At 49.8% G+C, this 12,788-nt stretch carries 12 protein-coding genes; 3 read left to right on the top strand and 9 right to left on the bottom strand.

Annotation, left to right across the window (positions count from 1 at the left end; all coding sequences use genetic code 11):
* Nucleotides 1-100: 100 nt before the first annotated feature.
* The 6 genes from nuoF to lrhA all read right to left on the bottom strand — a co-directional run bounded on the left by nuoF (nucleotide 101) and on the right by lrhA (nucleotide 6,591).
* Nucleotides 101-1,441 carry an NADH-quinone oxidoreductase subunit NuoF gene (gene nuoF / locus QRY16_RS08255; protein ID WP_193405002.1) on the bottom strand — a complete coding sequence of 447 codons (1,341 nt, stop codon included), beginning with the start codon at nucleotides 1,439-1,441 and terminating at the stop codon, nucleotides 101-103.
* Between the two features lie 2 nt (nucleotides 1,442-1,443).
* Entirely contained in the window at nucleotides 1,444-1,959 is a 516-nt protein-coding gene (gene nuoE, locus QRY16_RS08250; protein WP_202987391.1) for an NADH-quinone oxidoreductase subunit NuoE, read from the bottom strand.
* Between the two features lie 2 nt (nucleotides 1,960-1,961).
* The gene (nuoC, locus tag QRY16_RS08245; protein ID WP_289776251.1) at nucleotides 1,962-3,761 is read right to left on the bottom strand and encodes an NADH-quinone oxidoreductase subunit C/D; all 1,800 of its coding nucleotides are present in this window, start codon (nucleotides 3,759-3,761) and stop codon (nucleotides 1,962-1,964) included.
* Between the two features lie 117 nt (nucleotides 3,762-3,878).
* Complete coding sequence (locus QRY16_RS08240) at nucleotides 3,879-4,556, bottom strand: NuoB/complex I 20 kDa subunit family protein (RefSeq protein WP_193404799.1); 678 nt, start codon at nucleotides 4,554-4,556, stop codon at nucleotides 3,879-3,881.
* A gap of 15 nt (nucleotides 4,557-4,571) precedes the next feature.
* Nucleotides 4,572-5,009, bottom strand: a complete 438-nt coding sequence (locus QRY16_RS08235) for an NADH-quinone oxidoreductase subunit A (protein WP_193404798.1) — start codon at nucleotides 5,007-5,009, stop codon at nucleotides 4,572-4,574.
* A gap of 658 nt (nucleotides 5,010-5,667) precedes the next feature.
* The gene (gene lrhA, locus QRY16_RS08230) at nucleotides 5,668-6,591 is read right to left on the bottom strand and encodes a transcriptional regulator LrhA (protein WP_193404797.1); all 924 of its coding nucleotides are present in this window, start codon (nucleotides 6,589-6,591) and stop codon (nucleotides 5,668-5,670) included.
* A 964-nt stretch (nucleotides 6,592-7,555) separates the two neighbouring features.
* On the opposite strand from lrhA, the gene QRY16_RS08225 reads away from it, so the two are divergent.
* Both QRY16_RS08225 and yfbR read left to right on the top strand, forming a co-directional pair.
* The gene (locus tag QRY16_RS08225; protein WP_289776250.1) at nucleotides 7,556-8,773 is read left to right on the top strand and encodes a pyridoxal phosphate-dependent aminotransferase; all 1,218 of its coding nucleotides are present in this window, start codon (nucleotides 7,556-7,558) and stop codon (nucleotides 8,771-8,773) included.
* A 70-nt stretch (nucleotides 8,774-8,843) separates the two neighbouring features.
* Entirely contained in the window at nucleotides 8,844-9,443 is a 600-nt protein-coding gene (gene yfbR, locus QRY16_RS08220; protein WP_193404796.1) for a 5'-deoxynucleotidase, read from the top strand.
* A gap of 20 nt (nucleotides 9,444-9,463) precedes the next feature.
* On the opposite strand, the gene QRY16_RS08215 is transcribed toward yfbR, so the two are convergent.
* From QRY16_RS08215 to yfbV, 3 genes are all read right to left on the bottom strand, one after another.
* The gene (locus QRY16_RS08215; protein ID WP_289776249.1) at nucleotides 9,464-10,123 is read right to left on the bottom strand and encodes a sugar phosphatase; all 660 of its coding nucleotides are present in this window, start codon (nucleotides 10,121-10,123) and stop codon (nucleotides 9,464-9,466) included.
* Nucleotides 10,124-10,136: 13 nt separating this feature from the next.
* Nucleotides 10,137-10,631 (bottom strand): YfbU family protein, encoded by a 495-nt coding sequence (locus QRY16_RS08210; RefSeq protein ID WP_289776295.1) that lies wholly within the window; start codon nucleotides 10,629-10,631, stop codon nucleotides 10,137-10,139.
* Nucleotides 10,632-10,782: 151 nt separating this feature from the next.
* Nucleotides 10,783-11,235, bottom strand: a complete 453-nt coding sequence (gene yfbV, locus QRY16_RS08205; protein ID WP_193404794.1) for a terminus macrodomain insulation protein YfbV — start codon at nucleotides 11,233-11,235, stop codon at nucleotides 10,783-10,785.
* A gap of 335 nt (nucleotides 11,236-11,570) precedes the next feature.
* On the opposite strand from yfbV, the gene ackA reads away from it, so the two are divergent.
* The gene (gene ackA, locus QRY16_RS08200) at nucleotides 11,571-12,773 is read left to right on the top strand and encodes an acetate kinase (RefSeq protein ID WP_193404793.1); all 1,203 of its coding nucleotides are present in this window, start codon (nucleotides 11,571-11,573) and stop codon (nucleotides 12,771-12,773) included.
* The last annotated feature ends 15 nt before the right edge of the window (nucleotides 12,774-12,788 follow it).

Here is a 12,788-nt window from a genome sequence, read left to right as displayed (position 1 = left end):
GCTTCCGTAAGGCTCGTTGGACACGAGCGTTAATCATATTCCTGACCCTGACCACGTCAGGGACAGCGGCGCAAGGCCCGTTTCCGTATGCTGCGGTGGATTACCAGCGCGCTTTCAGCAGGTTTGGCTGAATACCGCCTATCGAACGGGCATTGCCAAATACCTGCGGCGCTATGCCGGCTTCAAACTCTTCACGGAAATATTTGATCGCGCTTTGCAGCGGCTCGACGGCACCTGGCGCATGTGCGCAAAAGGTTTTACCTGGGCCAAGCTGGCGGCAAAGCTGCTGCAAGGTTTCAATATCCCCTGGCTGGCCCTGCTTTTGCTCCAGCGCACGCAAGATCTTCACGCTCCACGGCAAACCATCGCGGCACGGCGTACACCAGCCGCACGATTCGCGTGCGAAGAACTCTTCCAGGTTACGTACCAGCGACACCATATTGATCTCATGATCAACCGCCATCGCCAGCGCGGTACCCAAACGGCTGCCTGCTTTACCAATACTGGCAAATTCCATCGGCAGATCGAGGTGCTCATCGGTCAGGAAGTCTGTTCCCGCGCCGCCCGGCTGCCAGGCTTTGAAGCGCAGACCATCCCGCATACCCCCCGCATAATCTTCGAGAATTTCTCGTGCAGTAATGCCAAAAGGAAGCTCCCAGACGCCAGGGTTTTTGACCCGTCCCGAAAAGCCCATCATTTTGGTGCCGGCATCATCGCTTTTTGAAAGACCTTTATACCACTCCACGCCGTTAGCGAGGATAGCGGGCACGTTTGATAACGTTTCCACGTTGTTGACGCAGGTAGGTTTACCCCAGGCACCGGCGCTTGCCGGAAAAGGCGGCTTAGAACGTGGGTTGGCCCGACGCCCCTCCAGAGAGTTAATCAGTGCCGTTTCTTCCCCGCAGATATAACGCCCTGCACCGGTATGCACAATCAGCTCAAAATCAAAGCCAGTACCGAGAATATTTTTGCCCAGGAAACCGGCTTCAGTGGCTTCAGCAATCGCGCGGCGTAGATGCACTGCGGCTTCAATATATTCGCCACGCAGAAAGATATAGCCGCGATAGGCTTTCAGCGCGAATGCACTGATTAACATCCCTTCCACTAACTGGTGTGGCATTTGCTCCATCAATAGGCGGTCTTTGTAGGTGCCTGGCTCCATTTCATCGGCGTTACACAGCAGGTAACGGATGTTCATGGATTCATCTTTTGGCATCAGGCTCCATTTCAGGCCCGTGGAGAAGCCTGCGCCGCCACGCCCTTTCAGCCCTGAATCTTTGACCAGCGCCACGATTTCATCAGGCGCCATACCGTTTAGCGCTTTTTCAGCACCGGCGTAACCGTTTTTGCTGCGATATTCATCAAACCACACCGGCTGCTTATCGTCGCGCATGCGCCAGGTCAGGGGATGAGTTTCAGCAGTACGAATGATCTGTTTCATTGTCATTGATACTGCTCCAGTAACGAGGCGATAGATTCCGGCGTCAGGTGGACGTGGGTATCTTCATCCACCATCATGGTCGGCCCTTTATCGCAATTGCCCAGACAGCAGGTTGGCAGCAGCGTGAAGCGACCATCTGCGGTAGTTTGTCCCGGTTTGATATTCAGGTTCTGCTCCAGCGCGGCCTGAATCCCCTGATAACCGGTAATGTGGCATACCACGCTGTCGCAATAGCGAATCACATGGCGACCAACCGGCTGGCGGAAAATCTGGCTATAAAATGTCGCCACGCCTTCTACATCACTGGCAGGAATACCCAAAACTTTTGCAATGGCGTGAATAGCGCCGTCCGGCACCCATCCGCGCTGCTTCTGCACGATCTTCAGCGCTTCAATAGACGCTGCGCGCGCATCTTCGTAATGATGTTTTTCGTGCTCAATGGCGTGATGCTCTTCCGCGCTTAGCACGAAGACCTCGTTTGGGTCGATCGTTTTAACGGCAATGTATTGATCGTGCATAATTAGCGGTCCACGTCTGACATAACAAAATCGATACTACCGAGATATACGATCAGATCGGATACCAAGCTGCCGCGGATCACCGATGGGATCTGCTGCAGATGCGGGAAGCTCGGCGTACGCACACGGGTGCGGTAGCTCATGGTGCTGCCATCGCTGGTCAGGTAGTAACTGTTGATTCCTTTGGTCGCCTCGATCATCTGGAAGGATTCATTGGCTGGCATTACCGGCCCCCAGGAAACCTGCAGAAAGTGCGAGATCAAGGTTTCAATGTGTTGCAGCGTACGCTCTTTCGGTGGCGGCGTGGTCAGCGGATGATCCGCTTTGAACGGACCTTCCGGCATGTTTTTCAGACATTGCTCCAGAATGCGCAGCGATTGCCACATCTCTTCCATTTTTAGCTGTACCCGGGTGTAAGCATCGCTGATGCCTGCACCTACCGGGATTTCAAAGTCGAAATTTTCGTAGCCTGAATAGGGGCGCCATTTGCGCACGTCAAAATCGAGACCGGTGGCACGCAGGCCCGCGCCAGTCGTTCCCCACGCCAGCGCTTCTTCCATATTGTAAGCAGCAACGCCCTGCGAGCGGCCCATTAACACGGAGTTACGTAACGCGGCTTTGTCATATTCCTTCAGACGCTTCGGCATCCAGTCGAGGAAGTCACGCAGCAAACGCTCCCAGCCTTTCGGCAGATCGTGCGCGACACCGCCAATACGGAACCATGCCGGATGCATACGGAAGCCGGTGATCGCTTCCACAACATCATAAATTTTTTGCCGATCGGTAAAGGCAAAGAACACTGGCGTCATGGCGCCAACGTCCTGAATAAAGGTGGAGATATACAGCAGGTGACTGCTAATGCGGAACAGTTCAGACAGCATCACGCGAATAACGTCGACGCGATCCGGCACCACAATGCCAGCCAGCTTTTCAACCGCCAGCACGTAAGGCATTTCATTAACGCAGCCGCCGAGGTATTCAATACGATCGGTATAGGGAATGTAGCTGTGCCATGACTGGCGCTCGCCCATCTTCTCTGCACCGCGATGGTGATAGCCCACATCGGGTACGCAGTCGACGATCTCTTCACCATCCAGCTGCAAAATGATGCGGAAAGCACCATGCGCTGAAGGGTGGTTAGGGCCAAGGTTGAGGAACATGAAGTCTTCGCTGGCGGTGCCGCGCTTCATGCCCCACTCTTCTGGCTTGAAGGTCAGCGCCTCCATCTCCAGATCTTCCTTCTGTTTCGTCAACGTGAAGGGATCAAATTCGGTTGCACGCGCAGGGTAATCTTTACGCAGCGGGTGGCCTTCCCATGTCGGCGGCATCATGATGCGCGTCAGGTGTGGGTGCCCATCAAACGTGATACCAAACATCTCCCACGTTTCGCGCTCATACCAGTTTGCGTTGGCGAAAAGTTTTGTGATGGTCGGCACGTGCATGTCGTTTTCAGATAAAGCGACCTTGAGCATGATGTCGCGATTACGTTCAATCGACAGCAGATGATAAAAAACGGAAAAATCCGCGGCAGGTAACCCTGCGCGGTGGGTACGTAAACGCTCATCCATACCATGTAAGTCATATAACATGACGTAAGGCCTGGCTAATTTACGCAGGAATTCAGTGATTTCCAGTAGCTGTTCACGCTTTACCCAAACAACCGGAATGCCGGTACGGGTAGCCTGAACGGTAAAAGCATCTGGTCCAAAACGATTACGCAGCTCGCCGATCACCGGATCATCCAGATGGTCCCGGGTTTGCCATGCTGGCTGAGCGAGATCTTGCGTGGTCAAATCTGTCATACGTTACTCACCATTCCGGCCTGTAATCAGGCGCTCAAATGAAGGCGTCAGGATGGGGCCGTGCATTAAATTCTGATGTTATGCTGCGGGCGCTAAATCCATCCATATACGGTTAGCTTAAACTTCGTCTGGTGTGCGCAGATTGGTAACCGCAATACGCTCGCCGCGCTTTCTCTCGCGCTCAGACTGCATATTGGCGCGATACACGCCCTGATCACCAACAACCCAGGAAAGTGGACGGCGCTCTTTACCGATCGATTCTTGCAGCAGCAACAGCGCCTGCATATAAGCTTCTGGACGTGGCGGGCAACCTGGAATGTACACATCTACCGGCAGGAATTTATCAACGCCCTGAACCACGGAGTAGATGTCGTACATGCCGCCCGAGTTCGCGCAGGCTCCCATAGAAATCACCCATTTCGGTTCCAGCATTTGGTCATACAGACGCTGAATAACCGGGGCCATTTTGGTAAACGGCGTACCGGCGATCACCATGAAATCGGCCTGACGTGGAGAGGCACGCATAACTTCTGCGCCAAAACGCGCCACGTCATGCACCGCAGTAAAAGACGTGGTCATCTCAACGTAACAACAGGAAAGCCCAAAGTTGTACGGCCAAAGGGAATTTTTACGTCCCCAGTTCACCATATCGTGCAGGGCATTTTCGAGCTTGCCCATATAAACGCTGCGATGAACGTGCTGCTCCAGCGGATCGCTGACGATTTCCTGCTTTTGCAGAGGATAACGGTCGTTATCACCGCCGTTTGGGTCTATGCGGGTGAGCGTATAGTCCATCTTATTGCCTCTCTTTTACTGCTTGTGAGGATTGGTGTGGCTGATCGTGTTGGTCTTAACCACGATGCGGCGACGTGCAGGAGCCCAATCCAACGCACCAATGCGCACCAGATAGACCAAGCCCGCCAGGAGCACCAAAATGAAAATTGCGGCTTCCACAAAGCCAACCCAACCGCTTTCACGGATTGAAGTCGCCCATGCGTATAAAAAGAGGGCTTCGACGTCGAAAATCACGAAAAACATCGCAACCAGATAAAATTTTGCCGAAAGGCGGAGATGGGTATCACCAACGGATTCAATACCAGACTCAAACGGCGTGTCTTTATAGCGGGCGCGTGCTCTGCCGCCTAACAGCCATCCTCCGGTCAACATAAAGGCACAAAGGCCGAATGCGATGACAATAAATACGATAAACGCCCAATGATGAGCGATGATTTCGGTGGTTGTAGACATACTCTTTGCTTACTCATCAAAAGTGGCGTTGGCATCCTGCACGAGTTCTGGCAGCAGACTCACCACATCGATTCAAGGGAAGGATGAAAAAACCTTATAAACTTTGCTGTTATTATTTAAATAAGCAGCAATTTTATGGGGTTTTTTACTCCTTTCTATAACCTTTTGTCAACTTTGACAAAAGTATCCAAACTTTATTTTACACCTGCATCATATTATTAACATATGATGCTTCTCACGTCAGCTAAATCGCTTCAGTCTGTAAGGTTAATTTTAGTGTAGCGGTATCCACACGCATGAATCGTGCATTTAACAAACATATTTTGACAGGATTCACAGGGTTTTCCTTCCCCTTCGCAGGGGTATTTTTTTGATCCAGAACACAGTTCTGTCCTTTTCGCGCTAAAAATCACCAATCCAAAAACACTTTCGAAATAAGTTTTTCAATTTTTCGGCTGAAGGATTTCATTCGACGATAAAACCGAAAATAATTTCATTTTGAAATTACTGGCAGTTTTTTGACGGGGGATGGCAGTACGTATGAAGCAGGTTAAAGCTCATAAAATAAGCCTCTTATTCCATCTGAAGAACAAGAGGCTTATTTTGGGCTTTTTTACGGTGATGCAAAAAGCAGCGAAGGTATTAACGGCCTACAGGGTTACTCTTCGTCATCCAGCAGAAATGTACCGTCTGGATTCGCGCTGAGATTGTAAGGATCGTTAGTAGATTGCATCGCGTTAAAAATGGCTAATGCCAATTCATTATCGCTGTCCGGGTTACGGCACAGCAGATATTGCGTATCTGGTAGCACAGGCAGGCCTTCAGCTGCGCCCATTACACGCAGTTCCGGGCTCATCATTTCAACCGGACGCGCCGTTACACCCAGTCCCGCTTTAACCGCTGCACGTACTGCGGCTAATGTTGAAGCAACGTAAGAAATGCGCCATGGGATACCCGCTTCGTTGAGATGGTCAATGGCCATATCACGATACGGGCTTGGCTCATCCAGCAGGACCAGTGGAATAGCTTCACCACGCTGGAAAATATAATCAGCGGCGCAATACCATAAAGTCGGCGAAGTACGCAGAACCTGGTAAGTAAAATTCCCTGGGCTGGAAGTCGTGATGACCAGATCCACTTCGCCCTGGTTCAGCATTTCCATCATGAATGGATTACGCTTCACGCGGACATCAATCGCGAGTTTTGGATAAACCGATGTCACGCGGTTTAGTAAAAACGGCAGAATGGTGTCTGAAGTATCATCAGATGCACCAATCGTCAGGACGCCCTGAATATTGCTATACATCAATGAAGTACAGGCTTCATCATTGAAGCGGAGGATTTTTCTGGCGTAACCCAGAAGCTGAATGCCGTGTTCGGTTAGCAGTTTATTACGTCCATGTCTGGCAAAAAGCTCTTTACCTACCAATTGCTCCAGACGTTGCATTTGCTGACTGACTGCTGACTGGGTTCGGCAGACTGCTGCAGCCGCGGCCGCAAAAGTATTCAAATCTGCAACGGCAACGAAAGTTCTCAGCAGATCGAGGTCGAGATTAAGTATCGGACGATTTGCATTAGTCATGTTTTTTCTTCACTTATAAGATTTTTACGAATTACTTCCCTGGTGTTATTACATGGCTTATCAAAGAGATAAGCGGTAATAGTGCTTAATGCAACCCTGTGTGAAGGCTGGCATAAAATTTTTTGAAACGGATACAGACGAAATTTATCCCGCTTGATGGGATAAAACGACGTCGTATAGACAGATACAACTTCTGAGTCGAAGGCGCTGGGTGCGCAAATGCAGTAAGCTGCGTAGTTGTCTAAACTCCCGCCAAAACACACACTGCGGGACAAAAAAGGGCTTCGCATTCTCATGACGCTTGGTGAATAAAGGCGCCAAATAATAAATTATACTTAATCATTTTTAGCTTCAAAATGGAAATGATTTTGTGAAAAGCACTGTAAATTTTGACCACAGGCCATTTTGAGCACATCCTGCCACACCTCCGGCTCATTTTTAGCACTCCTGTTTATAAAATGTATAAGCGAAGCGGTAAAATGTGCCTGAAATGCACTTCATGCAGGCTCTACGGGGCTTTTAGAAGGGTAGAGTGATCCGGCTGGATTTTGCGCTAACGACAATGTTTATCAGGTATATTTATTAATACTTAAGCATTGCAGCTCCCCTGTGTGTAAAAAACGGCCATCAATGCAATATCGTTTAACTATTTCGTCTGGCGCTTATTTTATTTCACTCTCTAATGTGTAAAACAGCGCAATGCCCTTGCAGTTAACTGTCTGGATTGTCGGCTTTCCAGCCTTTCCCTTCTGATCCAGTCAAAAATATTACAAACTATTATTTATTCGGTTTGTGTAGCTGATTTAAAGCTAAATGTATATTTTTTCCACCGTGCCGGGTCCAAAAAAATGCTTAACACGCCAAAACCAATAAGCGCCCTTCTTTTGTGTTCATCAGAAGAGTACATTGTGCTGGTTTGATTTCTGTGGCAGGTAAAAGGATTCTGCCCATAAAGGCGATAACGATGACTTTTCAAATTGATAAATCCGGAAAGCTGGAAAATGTTTGCTATGACATTCGCGGTCCGGTGTTAAAAGAGGCTAAACGTCTCGAAGAAGAAGGTAATAAAGTCCTTAAGTTGAATATTGGCAATCCAGCGCCATTTGGCTTTGAGGCGCCCGATGAAATTCTTGTCGATGTCATTCGCAACTTACCTGGCGCACAAGGCTACTGTGATTCCAGGGGGCTCTATTCAGCGCGTAAAGCAATCATGCAGTATTACCAGGCGCGTGATATGCGTGACGTAACGGTTGAAGATATCTATATCGGCAACGGCGTTTCTGAACTAATTGTTCAGGCGATGCAGGCATTGCTTAATAGCGGTGATGAAATGCTGGTTCCTGCGCCTGATTATCCTTTGTGGACGGCAGCCGTTTCGCTATCAAGCGGCAAGGCGGTGCATTACCTGTGTGATGAATCGGCAGACTGGTTTCCCGACCTGAATGACATCCGCAGCAAAATCACGCCGCGCACGCGCGGTATCGTGATTATTAACCCGAATAACCCAACCGGCGCGGTTTATAGTAAAGAATTACTGCTGGAAGTGGTCGAGATCGCGCGTCAGCATAATCTGATTATTTTTGCCGATGAGATTTACGACAAAATCCTTTACGACGAAGCGCAACACCATTCCATCGCTGCGCTCGCGCCCGATCTTCTTACCGTAACCTTTAACGGCTTGTCTAAAACCTATCGCGTGGCGGGTTTCCGTCAGGGATGGATGGTGTTAAACGGTCCGAAGAAGCACGCCAAAGGGTACATCGAAGGGCTGGAAATGCTCGCTTCTATGCGTTTGTGTGCCAATGTTCCTGCACAGCATGCCATTCAGACCGCACTGGGTGGGTATCAAAGTATCAGTGAATTTATTGTTCCGGGTGGACGCTTATACGAGCAACGTCAGCGAGCCTGGGAACTAATTAATGATATTCCCGGCGTGAGCTGCGTGAAGCCGCAGGGCGCGCTTTATATGTTTCCACGTATAGACGCCAAAAAATTTAACATTTTCGACGATCAGAAAATGGTGCTGGACTTCCTGCTGCAGGAAAAAGTGTTGCTGGTACAGGGCACGGCTTTCAACTGGCCCTGGCCGGATCATCTGCGCATTGTCACGCTGCCACGCGTTGACGACCTGGAGATGGCGATCAATAAATTTGGCCGTTTCCTGCAAGGCTACCGTCAGTAATCACGCCCGCGTATACTGTTGGTATTTCGGGGAGGGTTCGCCTCTCCCCTGCCTGCAAACAGGGACCACTATGACTCAAAGCCATTTTTTTGCCCACCTTTCCCGGCTCAAACTTATTAACCGCTGGCCGCTGATGCGCAACGTGCGCACTGAAAATGTCTCCGAGCATAGCCTGCAAGTGGCGATGGTTGCACACGCTTTAGCCGTCATCAAAAATAAAAAATTTGATGGCGATCTCAACGCCGATCACATCGCGATGCTGGCGCTTTATCATGACGCAAGTGAAGTCTTGACCGGGGATTTACCCACACCGGTAAAGTATTACAACGCGCAAATCGCGCATGAATATAAAAAAATTGAGAAAATCGCTCAGCAGAAGCTAATAGAAATGTTGCCTGCCGAATTGCAGGACGTCTATCGCCCGTTGATTGATGAGCATCTGCATAGCGAAGAAGAGCAATCGGTCGTGAAGCAAGCCGATGCGCTCTGTGCATATGTGAAATGTCTTGAGGAGTTATCCGCAGGGAATAATGAATTTTTGCTGGCAAAAGCACGGCTGGAAAAAACCCTGGCACAGCGACGCTCGCCGGAAATGGATTATTTTGTGACGGTGTTTATTCCCAGCTTTAATCTGTCACTGGATGAAATTTCTCAGGATACGCCGCTGTAAAAAGCGGCTTTCGCCGCCCTTTAGTTCCGGACATTCAACGTAAATTGCCCGTCAGCCAGTTTAGTGATGTGCAACGACGCTAACGAAGTAAGCTGAATAGTCACTTCATTGAGACGCGGCGTATCTACTGGCGCATTCGTCGCAATGACAGCACAGCCCGCGTTCAGACCCGACAGAATTCCCGCCGGCGCATCTTCTACCACGACGCAAGCGCCAGGGGCTAAACCTAACTTTTTCGCCCCTAAAAGATAAGGATCAGGCTCTGGCTTCCCCTTCAATACTTGCTCAGCAGTGATGAATACAGAAGGTTGCGGTAACCCAGCGGCTTTATGGCGTGCATGTGCGACCGGTACAGAACCGGACGTTACAATTGCCCAGGGGATCTGCAGTTCATCCAGCTGAGACAGTAAGGCTTTCGCTCCCGGCAACGCCCGCACACCCTCGGTGTCTTCCGCTTCCGTTTTTTCCAACGCTAAAAACTCTGCCTGAATGGCCTCTTCAGACTGCCCCGCCATAAAATGACGCAGCGAAGTGATCGCCTGCTTACCATGAATAAAGCTCAGAATTTCATCGGGTGCAATGTTATGCCGTGCTCCCCAGTAACTCCACGCCCGTTCTACTGCGGGCAACGAATCCACTAATGTGCCATCTAAATCAAATAAAAAACCGCTGTACGTCACACGTCACTCCTCATCAGGCGTTAATCACTTGCGCAATTTCATTCGCGCTTAAATGGTATTGACGCGGACAAGTCTGCCACAATGCCAGCATGCGTTGGTATTTTTCCCACATTGGGGTTTGCGCATTGAAGCCGTGCGTACCTGAATCAAACTGGGTGTAGCGCCCTTCACTGTTCACCATAAAGCGAATATAGCTAAGATAAGGTGCTTCGGTGGCCGCATCAAAGCCGAGAAAGGCCAGACGGCGCGCCTCAAGCTGGCCTTTTTCTTTAAGATTTGACCAGGAAACTTGCAGTGCGTGGTGCATTTCCATAATGTCAATCAGCGTGCGGCAGGTAACCTCGCTAAGCTCACCAAAGTCTTTATCCAACTCACGCATCTGCAAACCATAACCGCGTTCGATGATAGTTTGGTAGCGGCGGAAACGTTCGGCATTTTCCGGCTCCAGCATCGCCATTATCTTGTATTGATTGGTAAGAATGAGTCGTTGTGCGTGGGTCATTTCCATCATTTACTCCTGGGCCAGCTAAACCGCTTAAGTTTTATATGACAGAGAAATGATTACACAAGGTTAGCGACGCGGGTATCTCCGCATCGCTTTTCTTTGATTTGACCGCAGGATCCGCGCAAATTCTTATCTGTGCAGCGATCTTAATGGATTAAAGATCGTCAAGGAAAGTGCGATCAAGTTGTTTAAAGGCACGCTTTAACACATCGGCCAGCGCCTGATAAGTGGGTTTGCCTTCAACGGGCGCAATGGCCTGTCCCGCTTCTTCCAGCCTGGCGCGAACTTCATGGAACCAGTTCAGCAGCGTGGGGGGTAATGGCGTTATGGAGCGCTTACCTAACCACCACAAGCCTTGCATTGGCAGGCTACAGGCAAATAATGCGGTAGCAACAGCCGGGCCGAGATGGCCGCCCAACGCAATTTGCCAGCTCAGCGTAAACACCGCCAGCGGCGGCATAAAACGAATCGCGAAACGGGTAGCCGTCGAGACGCGATTTTCAGGAAAAATGGGCGCAAGGCGTTTGTCACTTGGCCAGGTCTTCATATAGTGCTGTCCGCACTGGAACATGCGGAACCAGCCGGTATTGCCAGATTCATTCGCCATGGCTGACCCTCAACTAATACTACAAAACTTAAAAGATAGTTATAACTACACAACTTTACGTGACATTCTTCAAAAACTTTTGTCTTTAAAGGTGACCCCAGCTATTCTGGCGTCGTTTTAACCCTGTTAAAGCAGCGATGCGTGCCTTCGGCAATGAGCCAGGGCATGTTTTAGCCAGAGAAATTCAAATTTTTGCGTAAAATTACTAAAAACCTTTGCATAAAATCATCGTTTTGACTGGCACATGATGCTTGTCATTAATTTACCAGCTTTCATGGGCTACCCTGTTAGTCTGATTGCGTTTTTTTAGCCACCTTTAACCAATAGGTACTTCCATGTCGAGTAAGTTAGTACTGGTTCTGAACTGCGGCAGCTCATCCCTAAAGTTTGCCATCCTGAATCCTGCCAGCGGTGACGAATTCCTCTCCGGGCTTGCAGAATGTTTCCACTTACCTGAAGCACGTATTAAATGGAAGCTGGATGGTCAGAAACAGGAAGCGCCTTTAGGCGCTGGCGCTGCGCATAGCGAAGCACTCAACTTCATTGTTAAAACCATTCTGGCACAAAAACCAGAGCTTTCGGTACAAATCGCTGCAATCGGCCACCGTATTGTTCATGGTGGTGAAAAACTGACTCAGTCGGTAATTATCACTGAAGACGTTATTCAGAGCATTAAAGATGCCTCTTCCTTTGCCCCGCTGCACAATCCCGCGCACCTTATCGGTATTGACGAGGCAATGAAAAACTTTCCGCATCTGTCTGATAAGAATGTCGCGGTATTTGACACGGCTTTCCATCAGACTATGCCTGAAGAGTCATATCTGTATGCGCTACCGTACAGACTTTACAAAGAACATGGCGTACGTCGCTACGGCGCCCATGGCACCAGCCACTTCTATGTCACTCACGAAGCGGCCAAAATGCTCAACAAGCCCCTTGAAGAGCTAAATATTATTACCTGCCATTTAGGCAACGGCGGTTCTGTGTCTGCCATCCGTAATGGCGTATGCGTTGATACTTCAATGGGCCTGACGCCGCTTGAGGGTCTGGTGATGGGTACACGCAGTGGCGATATTGATCCCGCGATTATCTTCTTCCTGCACGACACGCTGGGAATGAGCGTTGACGCCATCAATAAGCTGCTGACCAAAGAGTCGGGACTGCTTGGCCTGACAGAAATCACCAGCGATTGCCGCTACGTTGAAGATAATTATGAAACCAAAGAAGATGCCAAACGCGCAATGGACGTGTTCTGTCATCGTCTGGCCAAATACATCGGCAGCTATACCGCGCTGATGGAAGGCCGCCTGGATGCCGTCGTGTTCACCGGTGGTATCGGTGAGAATGCGGCGATGGTACGCGAACTGACGCTGAAAAAGCTGGGACTATTGGGCTTTGACATCGATCACGAACGCAATCTGGCGGCGCGTTTCGGTCAGTCAGGTTACATTAATAAAGAAGGTACTCGCCCAGCGCTGGTGATCCCAACCAACGAAGAGTTAGTTATCGCCCAGGACGCCGCGCGTCTGACCGCTTAATCCTTTTTCTCCGTC

It is taken from the genome of Mixta mediterraneensis, from assembly GCF_030283135.1.
Taxonomy (GTDB): Bacteria; Pseudomonadota; Gammaproteobacteria; order Enterobacterales; family Enterobacteriaceae; genus Pantoea; species Pantoea mediterraneensis.
This window is presented reverse-complemented; position numbering and strand designations above follow the sequence as displayed.